The sequence below is a fragment of the Micromonospora sp. ATLC20 genome, assembly GCF_057196585.1.
Genome location: NZ_JBXUOV010000124.1, coordinates 1 through 17,478, shown reverse-complemented (window position 1 = coordinate 17,478; position 17,478 = coordinate 1). Strand labels below are relative to the sequence as shown.

Here is a 17,478-nt window from a genome sequence, read left to right as displayed (position 1 = left end):
ACGCCGACGAGCCGCCGCGCCGCCGCCGGCAGGCCACCCACCGGGGTCGCGCCGCCGTCGACGAGACGTCGCTGGCCGCCGCGCCGACCGGCATGTCCACCGGCAGCCCGGTGACGCTCGGTACGTCGTACTCCGGTGGTCAGATGACCACGACGGAGACCGCGCCGTCGCGACCGCTGGACACCGGCGGCGTGCCGGGGCCCCGGGTGGTGATCGAGCACGTCCTGGTGAGCACGTTCGGCCTGGACGCCACCACCGAGGTCCGCCTGGTCGCGGGCGACCGCACGGCCGAGGGGCACGCGACCGGGCCGGCGGTCGACGGGTACGTGCTGCGGCTCTGCGCGGTGGCCGCGGCCGCCGCGGTGGACGAGCTGCTCGGCCGGGGCGTTCCGGCCGGCGACCACGGCCGGTGCTTCGTGGAGCACGCCGCCGTGGTGCCGTTCGGCAACTGCGAGGTCGCCACTGTGGTGGTGCTGCTGGTCTGCGACGGCTGGGTGGAGCAGCTGGCCGGTTCGGCGCTGGTGGCCGGGGATCCCCGGCAGGCGGTCGTGCGGGCCACGCTCGCGGCGGTGAACCGGCGGCTGGAGGCGCTGCTCTCCTGAGCGCCGGTGTGCGGTACGGCCCCCGTGCGGGGAAGACTGGAGACATGAAGCGCGCCGCACTCTGGCCGGAGCACAGCCTTCCCGCACACCACGTCCCGCCGCCCTGGCCGGGCCGGCACGTCCGCCTCGACGGCACGCTCGTGCACGTCCGCGACACCCCGGCCACCGGTCCCGGCGCGGAGCCCGCGCTGTACGTGCACGGCCTCGGCGGGTCGGCGCAGAACTGGACCGACCTGGCCGGCCTGCTCGCGGACCGGCTCGACGGCCAGGCGATCGACCTGCCCGGGTTCGGGCGCAGCGAGCCGGGGCCGCGCTACACGATCCCGTCCTTCGCCGAGCGGGTGATCCGCTGGATCGAGCACAGCGACAGGGGGCCGGTGCACCTGTTCGGCAACTCGCTCGGCGGCGCGATCTCGGTCCGGGTGGCGGCGTTGCGCCCGGACCTGGTCCGCACGCTCACCCTGGTCTCGCCCGCGCTGCCGTTCCTGGACTTCCGGCGCTCGTTGCAGGGGCGGATGCTCCCGCTGCTGGCGATCCCCCGGGGCGAACGGCTGGCCGCCTGGCGGCTGGCCCAGTTCAGCCCGGAGGTGACCGCGCAGCAGGTGATGGAGGCGTGCGTGGCCGACCTGACCCGGATCAGCGAGCAGCGCCGGCAGGAGGCGATCGACGAGATCCGGGTCCGGTACGAGGCGGCCCACTACGCCGCCGCGTACGTGCGGACGTTCCGGGGCCTGGTCGGCAGCTTCCTGCGGTCGTACCTGCCGGGGGAGGGCGCGCTCTGGCGGCAGGCTTCGGCGGTGCGGGCGCCCACGCTCGTGGTGGGCGGGCGGCAGGACCGGCTGGTCGACGTGCGGGTGGCGCCGCAGGCGGCGCGGGTCATCCCGGACAGCCGGCTGCTGATGCTCGACGGCGTCGGGCACGTGGCCCAGCTGGAGGTGCCCCGCACCGTGGCGCGGGCGGTGCTCGGGCTGCTCGCCGAGGCGACACCGTCGCTCACCACCGGCATGGGGGAGAGCGGATCGGAGCGTGACATGGCAGGCTGAGCCGGATGCCCAGCTCCCGCCGCTCTCGTGCCACACGCTCCCGTTCCTCGTCTCCTCGCTGGCGTACCGCGCTCGTGGTCTGCGCCTTCGTCGCCGCCGCCGCGGTCGGGGTCGGCGTGGCGGTGCAACTGCCGTCGGCGGGCGCGGGGACGCGGGTCACCGACGGGTTCGCCGCCCAGCCTCCGGCGCCCACGCGGGAGCCGTCCACGCCGAGCGTCGCGCCGCCGCCTCCGGTGGTGCCCGGCTCGCCGGCCGCGCCGGTGCTGACGTTGTCCGGTCCGGGGCCGGCGAAGGGCCGGGGCAGCTTCGCGTACGACGAGCGGACCAGCGGTGTGCTCGGCCGCTCGGGGACGCTGCGCCGCTACCGGGTGGCGGTGGAGAACGGCTCCGGCGAGGAGGTCCGCGCCTTCGGCGAGGCGGTGCAGCGCGCCCTGGCCGGCCCGGGCAGCTGGGTCGACGGCGGCACGCTGCGGTTGCAGCGGGTCAGCCCGGGCGACCGGTACGACTTCACGATCTACCTGGCCACCCGCGACACGGCCGGGCGGCTGTGCGGGGCGGGCGGGATCGACATCCGGGTGGGCGGGGTGCCGTACACGTCGTGCCGGGTGCCGGGCAAGGTGGTGATCAACCTGGACCGGTGGCGGACCTCGGCGCCGCACCTGGTCGAGGCCGGGATGCCGCTGGACACGTACCGCCTCTACGTGGTCAACCACGAGGTGGGTCACCAGCTCGGGCACCGGCACGAGGGGTGCCCGGGCGCGGGCCGGGCGGCGCCGGTGATGCAGCAGCAGACGCTCTTCCTCAAGGGCTGCCGGCCGAACCCGTGGCCCTACGTGGGCGGGAAGCGGTACACCGGGCCGGCCCTCTGAGCGCCGGTTTGTGAAGAACATTCGCGGCATAGGCGGCAAAAGCAGCTAAATGCCCGAATTGCATGGCACGCTGAGGTCATGACGTCGTCGTCCCCTTACGACAACCCCGCCACGCCGCCGCCCGAGCGTCCCACGCTGCGCCGGATGCGCCGGCGCCGCCGCCGCTCGGTGCTGCTGCTGGCGATGCTGCTCGCGGCCGTCGGCGGCGCGGTCGGGATCACCCGGCTGAACGCGCCGCCGGCCGGGCACGCCGCGACGTCACTCGCCGCCGAACCGTCGCTCGCGCGCGGCGCCGAGGCCGACGTCCCGGCGGCCGCGCCGACCGGCTACCCCACCGCCGGTCCCGGCACGTTCGCGGTGGCGCAGGGCCGGTCTCCGGTACGCGGACAGGAGGGCCCGCTGCGCCGCTACCGGGTCGAGGTCGAGCAGGACACGGGGCAGGACGCCGACGAGTTCGCCGCAACCGTGGACGCGGTACTGGGCGACCCGCGCAGCTGGATCGCCTCGGGGGACCTGCGGGTGCAGCGGGTGCCCGAGGCGGCCGCCGCCGACTTCACCGTCTACCTCGCCACCCCCGTCACCTCCGAGCGGATGTGCGCCGAGGGCGGCCTGCACACCGACCGGTACACCTCCTGCCGGCTGCCCGGCCGGGTCGTGCTCAACCTGGCCCGGTGGATGACGGCGGTGCCCGGCTACGGCGCCCCGATCGAGGTCTACCGCACCTACGTGATCAACCACGAGGTCGGGCACGAGTTCGGCGAGCTGCACCAGGCGTGCCCCGAGCCCGGCGCGCCCGCACCGGTGATGCAGCAGCAGACGTACGGGCTGGACGGCTGCCTGCCGAACGCCTGGCCGTACGTCGGCGGTGTGCGCTACGAGGGCGAGCCCACCGACGGCGTCTGAGTTATTCCCGGTCCCGCAGTTCGGGCGCAGTGTCCCTCATCATGGCCGATCCCCGCCCAGGCGAGCGACAATGGCGCGGTCACACCGCCGATCCCGGGGAGTCCACCGTGTCGTTGCCCCCGCTCGTCGAACCCGCCGCCGAGCTGACCGTAGACGAGATCCGCCGCTACTCGCGCCACCTGATCATCCCGGACGTCGGGGTCGAGGGGCAGAAGCGGCTGAAGAACGCCCGGGTGCTCTGTGTGGGCGCCGGTGGCCTCGGCTCGCCGGCGCTGCTCTACCTGGCCGCGGCCGGTGTCGGCACGCTCGGCATCATCGACTTCGACACCGTCGACGAGTCGAACCTCCAGCGCCAGGTCATCCACGGCGTCTCCGACGTGGGCCGGTCCAAGGCCGAGTCCGCCGCGGCGTCGATCCGCGAGATCAACCCGCTGGTCAACGTGGAGATCCACAACACCGCGCTGGACCGGGAGAACGTCCGGGACATCTTCTCCCGGTACGACCTGATCGTCGACGGCACCGACAACTTCGCCACCCGCTACATGGTCAACGACGCGGCGGTGCTGCTCGGCAAGCCGTACGTCTGGGGTTCGATCTACCGCTTCGACGGCCAGGCGTCGGTGTTCTGGGCCGAGCACGGCCCCTGCTACCGCTGCCTCTACCCGGAGCCCCCGCCGCCCGGCATGGTCCCCTCCTGCGCCGAGGGCGGCGTGCTCGGCGTGCTCTGCGCGTCGATCGGGTCGATCCAGGTCAACGAGGCGATCAAGCTGCTCGCCGGCATCGGTGAGCCGCTCGTCGGCCGCCTGATGGTCTACGACGCCCTGGAGATGAGCTACCGCAAGATCAAGGTCCGCAAGGACCCGAACTGCGTGCTCTGCGGTGAGAACCCGACCCTCACCGACCTGATGGAGGACTACGAGGACTTCTGCGGCGCCGTCTCCGACGAGGCGCAGGAGGCGGTGGTCGACTCGACCATCACCGCGCTGGAGCTGAAGGACTGGCAGGACTCCGGCAAGGACATCTTCCTGGTCGACGTGCGCGAGCCCGCCGAGTACGAGATCGTCCGGATCCCCGGCGCGACGCTCATCCCCAAGGGCGAGATCCTGTCCGGCGAGGCGCTGGCGAAGTTCCCGCAGGACCGGCAGATCGTGCTGCACTGCAAGTCCGGCGTCCGCTCCGCCGAGGCGCTGGCCGCGCTGAAGGCGGCCGGCTTCTCCGACGCGGTGCACCTCCAGGGCGGTGTGCTCTCCTGGGTCAAGCAGGTCGACCCGTCGCTGCCCGCGTACTGAGTCGTGTCGATGGGCCCGCCCGGCGCTCCGGGCGGGCCCATCGTGCTCTCCGGGGCCCCTGGCGTGGGCATACGCCCGATCGCGGCGACCGCTGGGCCGGGTGGCCCTGACCGAGCTACCGAGGCGTGACGTCGGCCGCACCAGTACCGTCGGTGCCGTGGTGGACTTGGACGCGGCGATCGGATTCGTCGTCGCTCACGGTGACGCGGTGGACCGCGCCCGCCTCTCCCGGCTGCGCACCGGCGCTTCGGTGCCGCCCGAGGTGCTCGACGCCGCCGAGTCCGGGCAGGCGCCCGGCGGCGGCTGGCCCGCCGTCCTCGACGACGAGGTCGCCTCGATCGACGCGACCTGCTTCCGCCTGGCCGAGCTGGACGACCTCGGCGCGCTGAGCCGCCCGGCGGCCCGGCACGCGCTGGACTGGCTGGCCGCCCGGCAACTGCCAGACGGCGGCTGGGACGAGGACCCCTCACTCGCCGGGCTCGCCCCCGAATGGGCCACCCCCGGTGATCCCGAGGCACGGCTCTACCAGACCGCCAACGCCGGGTTCTGGCTGACAGTGGCCGGGCTCGACGCGCGGGCCGCCGGTCCGCTCGACCACCGGGTCGGCGGCGCGTACGCCGGTGTGGTGCAGGCGGCGGCCCAGGCGCTCGCCGCGCAGCTCGCCCCGGACGGCAGCTGGCCGTCCTTCCTGCCCGCCGGCTGGCTCGCCGCCGCGGTGCTGCACCGCCAGCAGATGTACTACGAGTCCGCACGCATCCAGGCGGTGCTGGCCGACCGGATCCCCCGCATGTCCCCGGCCGACGTGGCCTGGCTCGCCGCCACACTGCGCCGGGTCGACGTGGGCGAGGAGCAGTGGCTGCTGGTCTCCGCGCGCAGGCGGCTCGCCGAGACCCAGCGCAGCGACGGCGGCTGGGACAGCGACGACGGCCACCAGTTCGACGTGCACACGACGCTGCGGGCGATCCGCGCGTGCCGCCCGCACACGCCCGAGGCACCGGTGTCCGGGGCGCCGTTCGTGGTGCCGCAGACCGCCGAGCTGCCCGCGCCGCCCGCGGTGCCGGCCCCGCGCCCGCGTCGGCTCCCCGCATCGACGCCGCCGCCCGCGTCCGACTCTGGGCCGCCCGCCTCCACGCCCGCGTCGCCTGCGCCCGTGTCTCCGCTGCCCGCCCCGGCTCGCCCGTTGACCGGCCCGGCCGAGGCATCGGTCGCATCGGCGGGTCTCGATTCCGAACCTTCGGCGGGCTTCGGCTCCGACCCGTCGTCCAGTTTCGGCACCGACCCGTCGACCGGACCGGGGATCGCGCCCGCGCTGTCGGACGGCGCGCCGGAGCTGTTTTCGGCCCGGGGTCTCGGGCCTGAGACCCGGTTCCGTCCGGACACCGGGTCGGATGCGATGCCCGGATCGGGAGCAGGGCCTGATCCGTCAGCCGGTGTTGAGGTGTCGGCCGGTCCGGACAGCGGGCAGGGACCATGGTCCGCCTGGATCGTCACGCCCGATCTGCTCTCCGACGAGAGCACCGGGCCTGCCGCACAGCCGGCACCGGAGCTGCTGTCCGGCCCGGTGCCGCCCGTTCTGCCTCCGGCGGTTGCGGTGCCACCGGCCGCCCCGGTGTCTCCGGGATTGCCTCCGCTGGTCATGCCGATGATCAACACCAGATCGGAGAAGTAGCGGCATCAAAGGTGCCGGGATACCGCCACTTCCCCGATCTGGCGCGTGCCCAGACCAGTACGGCGACCGGCGCGCCACGAAGGCACGTCCGGTCAGCGCACGTGACCGTCGCCGGTCACCACGTACTTGGTGCTGGTCAGCTCCGGCAGGCCCATCGGGCCGCGCGCGTGCAGCTTCTGCGTCGAGATGCCGATCTCCGCGCCGAACCCGAACTCGCCGCCGTCGGTGAAGCGGGTGGACGCGTTGACCATGACCGCTGCCGAGTCCACCCGGGCCACGAACTCCCGGGCCGCCCGCTGCGAGTCGGTGACAATCGCCTCGGTGTGGCCGGTGCCGTACCGGCGGATGTGCGCGACCGCCGCGTCGAGCGAGTCGACCACGGCCACCGAGATGTCGGCGGAGAGGTACTCGGTGCCGAAGTCCTCCTCGGTGGCCGGCACCACGGCGTCGGAGTGGGCGGCGACAGCGGGCGTGCCGTGCACAGTCACCCCGGCCTCGGCGAACGCGGCCAGCACGGCCGGCAGGAACGCGTCCGCCACGTCCCGGTGCACCAGCAGCGACTCGGCGGTGTTGCAGGTGGACAGGCGCTGGGTCTTGGCGTTCAGCGTGACCGCCAGGGCCTTGCCGAGGTCGGCGGCGGCGTCCACGTACACGTGGCAGTTGCCCACACCGGTCTCGATCACCGGGACCGTCGACTCCTCGACCACGGCGCGGATCAGCGACGCGCCGCCGCGCGGGATCAGTACGTCGACCAGGCCGCGGGCGCGCATCAGCTCCTTCACCGAGTCGCGGGTGCTGGAGTCGAGCAGCTGCACCGCGTCCGCCGGCAGCCCGGCGCCGGAGACCGCGTCGCGCAGCACCGCGACCAGCGCCGCGTTGGAGTGCGCGGCCGACGAGGAGCCGCGCAGCAGCGCCGCGTTGCCGGACTTCAGGCAGATCCCGGCCGCGTCGACTGTCACGTTGGGCCGGCCCTCGTAGACGATGCCGACCACCCCGAACGGCACCCGCACCTGGCGCAGCTCCAGGCCGTTGGGCAGGGTCGAGCCGCGTACCACCTCGCCCACCGGGTCGGGCAGCGCGGCCATCTGGCGCAGCGCGTCGGCGATCGCCGCCACCCGGCCCTCGTCGAGCGCGAGCCGGTCCAGCACGGCCGCGGACAGCCCGGCGTCGCGCCCGGCTGCCAGGTCCGCCGCGTTCGCGGTCAGGATCTCCGGGGTACGCGCCACGAGCGCGTCGGCCATCGCGTGCAGCGCGGTGTCCTTGACGGTACGGGTGGCCGTGGCCAGGGCTTCCGCCGCGTCCCGGGCTCGCCGGGCCTGCTCGACGACGCTCATCGTGCGTACTCCTTCACCGGTGGGGCTCACAGCAGGACCAGGTCGTCGCGGTGGACGACCTCACGTTCGTACGCCGGGCCGAGCGCCGCGGCGAGTTCGGAGGTGGACCGGCCGAGCAGGCCGGGCAGCTCCACCGCGTCGTAGTTGACCAGCCCCCGGGCCACCGGCGCACCGGCGGTGTCGACCAGGTCCACCGGATCGCCGGCGGTGAACGCGCCGTCGACGGCGGTGATGCCGGCGGGCAGCAGCGACTTGCGGCGGCCCACCACCGCCTGCACCGCGCCCGGATCGAGGTGCAGCCGGCCGCGGGGGGCGGTGGCGTGCGCCAGCCAGAACAGGCGGGCGGCGGGGCGGCGGCTGCTCGGGTGGAAGTACGTGCCGACCGGCTCCCCGGCCAGCGCCGGCGCGGCCAGCGGGGCGGCGGTCAGCACCACCGGGATGCCGAAACCGGTGGCGATCCGGGCCGCCTCGACCTTCGTCACCATGCCGCCGGTGCCCACCCCGGCACGGCCGGCCCCGCCGACGTCCACGCCCGCCAGGTCGCCCTCGCCGTGCACCTCGGTGATCCGGGTGCTGCCCGGGCGGGCCGGGTCGCCGGTCCAGAGCGCGTCGACGTCGGAGAGCAGCACCAGCAGGTCGGCGTCGACGAGCGCGGCGACGAGCGCGGCCAGGCGGTCGTTGTCGCCGAACCGGATCTCCTCGGTGGCCACCGTGTCGTTCTCGTTGACGATCGGCACGGCGTGCAGGTCGAGCAGCTTGCGCAGCGTCCGGTACGCGTTGCGGTAGTGCGCGCGCCGGGTCACGTCGTCCACGGTGAGCAGCACCTGCCCGACGGTGCGGCCGTGCCGGGCGAACGCGGCGGCGTACCGGCCGATCAGCAGGCCCTGGCCGACGCTGGCAGCGGCCTGTTGGGTGGCCAGGTCGCGCGGGCGCCGGGGCAGCCGCAGCGGGGCGAGCCCGGCGGCGATCGCGCCGGAGGAGACCAGCACCACCTCGCGTCCGGAGGCGGCGAGCCCGCCGAGCGTGTCGACGAGCGCGTCGACGCGGGCGTCGTCGAGGCCGCCCGTCGCGGTGGTCAGCGAGGACGAACCGATCTTGACCACGATCCGCCGGGCCGAGGTGACTGCTTCGCGCACCCGACCATTCTGCGCGCTGCGTTCTGCCGCGCCGTGGCGCGTTCCCAAATCGTGGCAGCTCGCGGCCGGTGGCCCGACGGAGCTCACACGAAATCGGTTGCTAGTCGAACGAACAGTTTTGATCGTCCGGTTAGCGGCACACATCCGCGGATTCCGCTGCATAGCGTCTCGTTCATCACGAACGGGGGTTCGCAGTGATGATTCCGAGGAAACATCGTGCCTGGTGGCTGGCGCTGCTCGTCACCGTCGGCCTGGTCGCCGGGCTGACGCCGGTACTCGCCGGTCTCCGCGACGAGAAGGCGCCGGCCGTCCGGCGGGACGGCTACCGGCCGCATCCGGTGCCGCTCGCGGCGATTCCGTCGCGCGAGGGGATCGCGCCGCTGGTGGACACCGGGCTGCACGACACCGGGAACGTCCGGATGTTCCGGATGCACGATCAGACCTGGGACCACCCGGTGGCGCAGGCCCAGTGGGGTCTGCAGAACCTGGCCGGCTGGCGGGCCACCCGCAAGCGGATCTACCTGGACCGGGCGATAGCGAACGCGCAGCGCAACGTCGACCGGCGCGTCGAGTCGCGCGGCGCCTGGTGGTATCCGTACGACTTCGAACTGACCCGGTGCGAGAAGCGTCCGCTGCTGAAGCCCAGGTGGTACAGCGGCATGTCGCAGGGCCAGCTGCTCAGTCTCTTCGTCGGGCTGTACGAGGAGACGCGCGACGAGAGGTGGAGAACCGCCGCGGACCGGACGTTCCAGAGCCTCACCCTGCCCGCCCGGGCCGGCGAACCGTGGGCCACCTGGACCGACCGCGGCGGCTACCTGTGGCTGGAGGAGTATCCGGAGAACGACGACCCGCGCGGCGAGCAGGTGCTCAACGGGCACATCTTCTCCCTGTACGGCGTCTACGACTACTGGCGGCTCACCGGCGACGAGCGGGCCGCGGAGATCTTCGACGCCGCCGCCACCACGGTGCGCCGCTACCTGCCGACGAGGTTCCGGGTGGAGAACTGGGCCAGCCGGTACTCCATGAACTGCCGGCACTTCCACCCGAAGTACCACCAGGTCCACACCCGGCAGACCCTCAAGCTGTACGAGGTCACCCACGCGACGGCCTTCGCCGAGTACGCCGACACGCTGCGGGCGGACTACCCGGTGCCGAACCTGACGGGCACCGTGCAGTTCGAGCCCGGGACACACGTGGGCTACACGTACGACGCCAAGGGCGCCGTCACCGGCCGGCGGGCCGTCACGCTGGAGCGGCCGAGCCGGTTCGCTGCGGACGAGCGCATCCGGGTGCGCGGCCGCGGCATCCACTACCGGATCACCAAGGGCCCGCTGGCCGGCCATCTGGTGCCCGAGGAACCCGGCCGGCGGGTCCTGCTCGGGGTGGCGGTCGAGCACCGCTACCAGCCCGCACGCGTGCTGACCGCCCAGCCCGGCACGTACACCGGCTACACCTACGACCGCAACGGCGCGGTGCTCGACGCCCGGAAGGTCACCTTCGCCGCCGTGACGGAGTTGACGCTCGGCGGCACCGCCTGGGTCAACGGGGAATTCAGCTACCACGTGAGCGGTGGTGAGCTGGGCGGCTACTGGCTGGCGGCGCGGGGAGACCTCGCCATCGCCACGCTCGCCGGCTGAGGCCCCTTATCGTGGCTTCCCGTGACACCTGACGAGTACGTCGAGGCGGTGCTGTCGCTGGTCGAGCGGATCCCGCCGGGGCGGGTGATGTCGTACGGGGCGGTGGCCGACGCGCTGGCGGAGCGCTCGGGACGGGCGTCGCCGCGACTGGTCGGCTCGATCATGGCGCGGCACGGTGGCGGGGTGCCCTGGCACCGGGTGGTGAACTCCGCCGGCCGGCTGCCGCCGGGCCACGAGCGCAAGGCCCGGGAACGGCTGCTCGCCGAGGGATGTCCGTTACGCGGGGACCGGGTGGACCTGGCGGCGGCGTCCTGGTCGCCGGACGAGGGGTGACCCGACCACGTCGGAGACGGCCGGGCGTTCAATCGTGACGGCGCCTCATCGCGGCCAGTCCGAGAACGCGTGGCGGAGGTCGCGGATCTCCGCCGGGGTGAGGCGGTAGAGCGCGAAGACGGTGTCGGGCAGGCGGTCGAGGCGCTGTAGCGCGTCCTGGAACTCTTCGTCGGTGAGCGCCGGGTCGGCCCGCAGTGCGAGGTCCACCAGGTCGCTTCTGCTGTAGCGGCCGAGGGCGGCGGCGACGTCGATGTAGTCGCGGGGCTGGGCGCGGGTGACCATGGCGGCGACCTTGGTGCCGATCACGTCGTCCAGGTGCAGCACCGGCCCGACGTCGAGCACGATCGGGCTGGTGCTGCGCGCGAAGCGTACGAGCTGCAGCCGCACGGTCCGGTCGTCGCGGCGAACCTCGAACTCGGTCATGTCGTGTTCGAAGCCGTAGAAGACGTCGTCCAGCTCGGTGGGCTCGGCGATGGTGTCGACCTGGAAACCGGCATCGAGCAGGGTGGCGTGTACCAGCTCGGCGGCGGCGGTGACCCCGCCGTCGACATCGGTGAACAGGTCGACGTCCTCGGTGGGACGGGCGCCGATGCCGTGGGCGATGAGGGCTTGCCCGCCGGCGAGGGCGAAGCCGTGCCGGCCGGCCACGGCGAGCGCGATACGGGCGACCTCGTGCTGGAACGGGTCCGGCGCCGGTGACATCAGGCGGCGACGTCCCGGGCGCGCAGCACCGGGTGACTTTCTTCCCAGGCGCGGCGGACACCGCGGGGCACGTACAGCTCGGGCCACAGCCGGACGAGGGTGGGGCCGTGCAGCCAGGTGCGCAGCTCGTCGGGGTGAACGGCTTCGGTGAGCACCGTCTCGTACATCCAGGCGAGCAGACCCGGAACATCGAGGTCGACGTGCCGGTCGGGTTGCCAGAACAGCCGGTGGGGCAGCTCGACCACACCGGCGACCGGGCCCTGCAACTCGCTCAGGTCGGGGACCACGACCGCACGACGGCCGGGGCGGGCCTCGTACGGTGCCCGCGAGCTGCGGACGGATCGGGCCGGGTCCATGCCCTCCAGGGTAGCGGTGCCGACCTGCGCCTCACCGCGACTCGCGCGCGACTGTCGGCATCGACGAGCAGCGCAGCACCCGGGAGGGGATGTGACCCGGGCCATAACGTGAGTAGCATTCGGCTCCATGACAGCTTCGGGCCTGCCCCGCCGGGTGCACCTCGGGTACGCGCTGGGTTCCCTGGTCACCGGCGCGTTCGGCACCGTGCCCGGGCTGCTCCTGCTGCCGTACCTCACCGACACGCTCGGCGTCGCCGCCGGGCTGGCCGCCCTGCTGGTGCTGCTGCCGAAGGCGTGGGACGTGCTCGTCAACCCGGTCGCCGGGCGCATCTCCGACCGGACCCGCTCCCGCTGGGGCGCGCGCCGGCCGTACCTGCTCGGCGGCGGGCTGGCGCTCGCCGTGCTGTTCGCCTCGATCTTCGCCGCGCCGTTCGCGAACGGTCCGGCCGCCGCCGCGTACGTGGCGCTGGCGTTCCTGGCGACGGCCACCGCGTTCGCGTTCTTCCAGGTGCCGTACGTGGCCATGCCGGCCGAGCTGACCGCCGACCCGGCGGAGCGTACCCGGTTGATGACCTGGCGGATCGCGGTGCTGGCGCTGGCCATCCTGGTCTCCGGCGCGGTGGCCCCGGCGGTGGTGAGCGCGGGCGGCGACGGCGTGCCCGGCCACCGGTGGATGGGCCTGTTCGTAGCCGTGCTGATCGTCGCCGGCACGGTCGGCGTCTTCCTGGGCACCCGGTCGGCACCGACCGGGACGGCGGGGGAGAGCGAGCCGAGCCTGCGCGCGCAGCTCGCCGTCGCCACCGGCAACCGGCCGTTCCGGGTGCTGCTGATCTGCTTCGTGATCCAGTCCGCCGGGGTGGCCACCGTGCTGGCCGGGGTGAAGTACTTCGCCGACCAGGTGCTGCGCGAGCCGGACAGCGGCCCGACGCTGCTGTTCGCCTGCTTCGTCGCGCCCGCGCTGCTGGTCATGCCGCTGTGGTCGCGGGCCGGCGCGCGGCTGGGCAAGCGGGCCTCGCTGGTCGCCGCGTCGCTGATCTTCGCGGTGGGCGCGCTGACCCTGGTCGCCGCGCCCGCGCTGCCCGCCGCCGCGGCCTACGCGGTGGTCGCGGTGATCGGCGTCGGGTACGCGGGCCAGCAGGTGTTCGCGCTGGCCATGCTGCCGGACTGCATCGCGTACGACACGGCGCGCACCGGGCGGCGGCAGGCCGGGGTGTTCACCGGGCTGTGGACGGCCGGGGAGACGTTCGGGCTGGCGCTGGGGCCGGGCATCTACGGGCTGGTGCTCCAGCTCTCCGGTTACGTCTCGTCGTCCACCGGGACCGCCGCCGTCCAGTCCGGCACGGCTCGGCTCGGCGTGCTGCTCGGCTTCACCGTGCTGCCCGCCCTGCTGGTGGCGATCCCGCTGGTGCTGCTGCGCGGCTACACCCTGACCCCGGCCCAACTGGCCGCCGCACCCGTGGTCGATGACGCCGCGCCGGCCGCGCGGGCGTGAGCACCGGCCCGTCCAGGAGAGGAACCACCCGATGACCGACACGGCAGGCGGAGGCGCGCTGCCCGCGCGGGGGATGCCCGCGACGGACGTACTGGGCGAGATCCGCGCGCTGCGGGCCGCCGACCGGCCGACCCACGGCGGGCGGCTGTTCGCGTACGTCTACGACCCCGGCGTGGCCGGGCTGGACGCGCTGGCGCAGGCCGCGTACGCGGAGAGCGCGCACGTCAACGGCCTCGACCCGACCGCGTTCCCGTCGCTGCTGGCGATGGAGAACGCGCTCGTCGGCGCCGCCGCCCGGCTGCTCGGCGGCGGGCCCGGCACCGGCGCGCCGGACGTGGTCGGCAGCGTCACCAGCGGCGGCACCGAGTCGCTGCTGCTCGCCGTCAAGGCGGCCCGGGACGCCCGCCCCGATCTCGCCGAGCCGCGGATCGTGGTGCCGGCCACCGCGCACGCCGCGTTCGCCAAGGCGGCGCACTACCTGCGGGTCGCGCTCGACACCGTGCCCGTCGACCCGGTGACGCTGCGCCCGGACGTGGCGGCGGTGGCCGCCGCGATCCGCCCGGAGACCGTGCTGGTGGTGGCGTCCGCGCCGTCGTACGCGCACGGGGTGGTCGACCCGGTGCCCGAGATCGCCGCCGTCGCGCAGGCCGCCGGCGTGCGCTGCCACGTGGACGCCTGCTTCGGCGGCTGGGCGCTGCCCTGGCTGCGCCGGCTCGGCACGCCGGTGCCGCCGTTCGACTTCGCCGTACCAGGGGTCACCTCGATCTCGGTCGACCTGCACAAGTACGCGTACGCGCCGAAGGGCGTCTCGGTGCTGCTGCACCGCGATCCGGCGCTGCGCGCCCCGCAGTTCTTCGCGTACGCGGACTGGCCCGGGTACACGATGGTCAACCCGGTGATCGCCTCCACCCGGTCCGGCGGGCCGATCGCCGCCGCGTACGCCACGCTGCGGCACCTCGGCGAGGACGGCTACCTGCGGCTGGCCGCCGCCACCCGGGACGCGGTCGCCGCGCTGGCCGGCGCGGTACGGGCCACCGGCGGTCTGCGGCTGATGGCCGAACCGGAGACCACAGTGGTCTGCTTCACCAGCGACGACCCGGGGCTCGACCTGTTCGTGCTCGTCGACGAGCTGACCGAGCGTGGCTGGCACACCCAGCCCCAGCTCACGTACGCCGATCTGCCGGCCAGTGTCCACCTCACGGTGACCGCGGCGGTGGCGCCCCGGGTGGCCGAGTTCGGTCCGGCGCTGGCCGAGGCGGTCGCGGCGGCCCGCGCCGCCGGGCCGGTGGTGCTGCCGCCGGAGCTGCTGGCGCTGGCCGGCAGCCTCACGCCGGAGGCGCTCACCCCGGAGCTGGTGGCGGGGCTTGCCGGCGGGCTCGGCCTGGCCGGCGGCGCCGGTGTGCCGGACCGGATGGCGGTGGTGAACACGCTGCTCGACGCCGCCCCGGCGCGGCTGCGGGAACGGCTGCTCGCCGAGTTCGTCGGGCTGCTCCAGCGCCCCGCCTGGTGACGAACACTCGTCCGTTCGGCGGAGAAGTCGGGCGTTTCGGTGCCGGAACCGGTGTCCGTCCCTGCCTAGCATCAGGGCACATCGATGACACGGGGAGTCTTGCATGATCACCGCTAAGTCACCACCTGTCCGCCGGCTCGTCGCAGTGGTCGCGGCCGGCGCGCTGGTCGGCCTGGCGCCGGCCGGTACCGCCCCGGCCGCCCCACAGGGCCCGGACCGCAGCGCCGACGTCTCAGTCGTGGACCCCGGGTGGGCACCCGACCCGCTGACCGACGGGGTGCCGCAACTGCCCTCGCGGGACGTGGCGAAGACCAAGGAGCAGCAGCGGCGGGAGCGGGCGAGCGGGGCCACCGCCGCCGCCACGTACGCCCGCGACGGGCACCTGCCGAAGCCGCTGCCGCTCGCCGCCCAGCCGACGAACAGCAACCCGGCGCCGCTCGTCGACAGGGGACTGCACGACGCGCAGGGCGTCCGCATGTTCAGCTTCGCCGGGAAGACCTGGAACCACCCCGTCGGCCAGGCGCAGTGGGGCCTGAGCAACCTGGCCGCCTACCGGACCAGCGGCGACAAGCGGTTCCTGGACCGGGCCGTCGCCAACGCCCAGCGCAACATCGACCGCCGGGTCGAGTCGCGGGGCGCCTGGTGGTACCCGTACGACTTCGACCTGAGCCGCTGCGCGGGCCGCCCGCTGCTGCGCGCGCCCTGGTACAGCGGGATGGCGCAGGGCGAGATGCTCAGCCTCTTCGTCGGCCTGGCCGAGATCACCGGCGAGGCCAAGTGGCGGACGGCCGCGGACAACACGTTCCTGAGCCTGACCCTGCCGGTCGTCTCCAACGCGCCCTGGGCTAGTTGGGTCGACCCCAACGGCTACCTGTGGCTGGAGGAGTACCCGGTGACCTTCGGCACCACCGGGGAACGCGTCCTCAACGGACACACCTTCGCCCTCTACGGCGTGTACGACTACTGGCGGCTCACCGGCGACGAGCGGGCGGTCGCCGTCTTCGACGGCGCGGCGAGCACCGTCCGGCGGTACCTGCCGACCCACTTCCGGGTCAACCGGTGGGCCAGCAACTACTCGATGGGCTGCGCGCAGCCGCACGTGAAGTACCACCAGGTCCACACCGCGCAGAACCTCAAGCTCTACGAGATGACCACGTCGGCCGTCTTCGCCACGTACGCGTACCTGCTGCGCTCGGACTACCCGGCGCCCGCCGTCAACGGTGCCGTGTCGTTCGCCGCCGGCACCCACGTCGGCTACACCTTCTCCAGCACCGGAGCCGTCAAGAGCCAGAAGACGCTCAAGCTCGCCCGGGCCTCCGGCGCCCAGGCGAGCCAGCGGGTCCGCGTGTACGGGCGGGGCATCTACTACCAGATCGCCAACGGCGCGCTCGCCGGTTACCTCGTCCCCGAGGCGTACGGGCAGCGCGTCCTGCTCGGCAAGGCGGTCGAGCACCGGTACGACCCGGCCCGGACGCTCTCCTTCCAGCCGGGTACCTACACCGGGTACGCGTACGACGCGGCGGGCAACGTGACCGGCTCCAAGCGGCTCACGTTCTCGGCCGCCTCGATCGCGCCGCTGGGCGCCACGGCCTGGGTGAACGGCCGGCTCAGCTACCAGGTCACCGCCGGGGCGTACGTCGGCTACTGGCTGCCCCACACCACCGGACTGGCCTTCACCTGAGCCTGAGCAACGTGCGGCCCGCCCGGAGTCCGGGCGGGCCGCGGTGTGCGGTGGCTCAGTCGGTCGCGCGGACGCTGAACGTCGTGCTGTTGTCCGCCGGGTCGACGTCCGCCACCGGCTCGCTCTCGTAGACGGCCGCCACGGTGAACGAGCCGCTGCCCAGCGCGCCGGCCGGAGCCCGCAGGACGACGTCGAACGTGCGCTCCTCGCCCGGCATGAACCGGCCGCCGGGGACGTCGAACCAGTCCGGGAAGCTGGGCAGGTCCTGCGGGTCGGTGGCCCACACCTCGACCCCGGCGGGCAGGCTCGCCCGCACGTCGAGCCGGAACGACGGGGCGTCGTTGCCGTAGCGCACTGTCACCGGCGTCCGGCCCAGCAGAGCCCCGTCGGCCTGGCGGGTGAGCGTCACGTCGCCACCGCTGATGGTCAGGTCCGTCTCGGTGGCCTGCCGGTAGACGCGCGGATTGCGGACGCTGCCCGAGGTGGACCGGAACACGGTCCGGAAGGAGTCCCGGTCCGACACCCGGGTGCCGCCGTCCGGTACCACCGCGACCGAGCCGCCCAGCGCGGTCATCGGGTAGGCGCGCGCTGTCGTCCACACCTGGAAGTCCAGGCGGAGGGTCACGCTTGTGCCGGCCGTGACCCGGCCGCCGTAGCTCTCGACGACCCGGCGGTTCTGCTCCATCCCCACCGTGAACCAGGGCGAGCCGTTGTCGAGGCCGGTGAAGGAGCCACCGGCCGGCTCGGTGATGCGCAGACCGGCGGTGGCGTCGGCCCGGCCCCGGTTGCTGATCGTCGTGGTCAGCGTCCCGACGTACCCCTTGCCGGTCGGCGTCAGCACCAGCGTCCCGGTGTCGACGGTCAGCCGCGCCGTGGTGCCGCCGGCCGCGGCGGCCGGCGCGGCCGGCGCGAACAGCGCCGC

14 protein-coding genes and 2 pseudogenes are annotated in these 17,478 nt (G+C 74.0%); 11 read left to right on the top strand and 5 right to left on the bottom strand.

The genetic code is table 11. The annotated features are described in order from the left end of the window. The 6 genes and pseudogenes from AC2CHG_RS22270 to AC2CHG_RS22245 form a co-directional block, all read left to right on the top strand. Positions 1-602 (top strand): annotated as a pseudogene (locus tag AC2CHG_RS22270) (hypothetical protein); the annotation flags it as partial. A 44-nt stretch (positions 603-646) separates the two neighbouring features. After that, positions 647-1,645: an alpha/beta fold hydrolase gene (locus AC2CHG_RS22265; protein ID WP_262013126.1), complete on the top strand. Its 999-nt coding sequence runs from the start codon at positions 647-649 to the stop codon at positions 1,643-1,645. Positions 1,646-1,650: 5 nt separating this feature from the next. Continuing rightward, on the top strand, positions 1,651-2,514 hold the full coding sequence (locus AC2CHG_RS22260; protein ID WP_262013125.1) for a DUF3152 domain-containing protein: 864 nt from the start codon (positions 1,651-1,653) through the stop codon (positions 2,512-2,514). 78 nt (positions 2,515-2,592) lie between these two features. Next, complete coding sequence (locus AC2CHG_RS22255) at positions 2,593-3,417, top strand: DUF3152 domain-containing protein (protein ID WP_262013124.1); 825 nt, start codon at positions 2,593-2,595, stop codon at positions 3,415-3,417. Positions 3,418-3,458: 41 nt separating this feature from the next. Continuing rightward, positions 3,459-4,706, top strand: a complete 1,248-nt coding sequence (gene moeZ / locus AC2CHG_RS22250; protein WP_030269268.1) for an adenylyltransferase/sulfurtransferase MoeZ — start codon at positions 3,459-3,461, stop codon at positions 4,704-4,706. 58 nt (positions 4,707-4,764) lie between these two features. Continuing rightward, positions 4,765-5,682: pseudogene (locus AC2CHG_RS22245) on the top strand (hypothetical protein); the annotation flags it as partial. Between the two features lie 785 nt (positions 5,683-6,467). On the opposite strand, the gene AC2CHG_RS22240 reads toward AC2CHG_RS22245, so the two are convergent. Beyond that, complete coding sequence (locus AC2CHG_RS22240) at positions 6,468-7,709, bottom strand: glutamate-5-semialdehyde dehydrogenase (protein WP_135242112.1); 1,242 nt, start codon at positions 7,707-7,709, stop codon at positions 6,468-6,470. A gap of 26 nt (positions 7,710-7,735) precedes the next feature. Continuing rightward, positions 7,736-8,845 carry a glutamate 5-kinase gene (gene proB, locus AC2CHG_RS22235; protein WP_041784188.1) on the bottom strand — a complete coding sequence of 370 codons (1,110 nt, stop codon included), beginning with the start codon at positions 8,843-8,845 and terminating at the stop codon, positions 7,736-7,738. Between the two features lie 197 nt (positions 8,846-9,042). Here proB and AC2CHG_RS22230 point away from each other — a divergent pair, with 197 nt between their 5' ends. Next, complete coding sequence (locus AC2CHG_RS22230; protein ID WP_484525492.1) at positions 9,043-10,482, top strand: D-glucuronyl C5-epimerase family protein; 1,440 nt, start codon at positions 9,043-9,045, stop codon at positions 10,480-10,482. A 21-nt stretch (positions 10,483-10,503) separates the two neighbouring features. Then, a complete protein-coding gene (locus AC2CHG_RS22225; RefSeq protein WP_262013120.1) occupies positions 10,504-10,815 on the top strand; it encodes an MGMT family protein in 312 nt (103 codons plus the stop codon). 45 nt (positions 10,816-10,860) lie between these two features. Here AC2CHG_RS22225 and AC2CHG_RS22220 read toward each other — a convergent pair whose 3' ends face one another. Next, positions 10,861-11,517 (bottom strand): nucleotidyl transferase AbiEii/AbiGii toxin family protein, encoded by a 657-nt coding sequence (locus tag AC2CHG_RS22220; RefSeq protein ID WP_262013119.1) that lies wholly within the window; start codon positions 11,515-11,517, stop codon positions 10,861-10,863. After that, on the bottom strand, positions 11,517-11,873 hold the full coding sequence (locus tag AC2CHG_RS22215; RefSeq protein WP_262013118.1) for a hypothetical protein: 357 nt from the start codon (positions 11,871-11,873) through the stop codon (positions 11,517-11,519). Before AC2CHG_RS22215 ends, AC2CHG_RS22220 begins: the two co-directional genes overlap by 1 nt. Before the next feature lie 127 nt (positions 11,874-12,000). Here AC2CHG_RS22215 and AC2CHG_RS22210 point away from each other — a divergent pair, with 127 nt between their 5' ends. From AC2CHG_RS22210 to AC2CHG_RS22200, 3 genes are all read left to right on the top strand, one after another. Then, positions 12,001-13,365, top strand: coding sequence for an MFS transporter (locus AC2CHG_RS22210; RefSeq protein WP_484525491.1), 1,365 nt, complete (start codon positions 12,001-12,003; stop codon positions 13,363-13,365). Between the two features lie 31 nt (positions 13,366-13,396). Next, on the top strand, positions 13,397-14,875 hold the full coding sequence (locus AC2CHG_RS22205) for a pyridoxal phosphate-dependent decarboxylase family protein (protein WP_484525490.1): 1,479 nt from the start codon (positions 13,397-13,399) through the stop codon (positions 14,873-14,875). Between the two features lie 103 nt (positions 14,876-14,978). Then, the gene (locus AC2CHG_RS22200; RefSeq protein ID WP_484525489.1) at positions 14,979-16,556 is read left to right on the top strand and encodes a D-glucuronyl C5-epimerase family protein; all 1,578 of its coding nucleotides are present in this window, start codon (positions 14,979-14,981) and stop codon (positions 16,554-16,556) included. Positions 16,557-16,611: 55 nt separating this feature from the next. On the opposite strand, the gene AC2CHG_RS22195 is transcribed toward AC2CHG_RS22200, so the two are convergent. Continuing rightward, the coding region (locus AC2CHG_RS22195) for a hypothetical protein (protein ID WP_484525488.1) at positions 16,612-17,478 on the bottom strand (867 nt) is incomplete at its 5' end.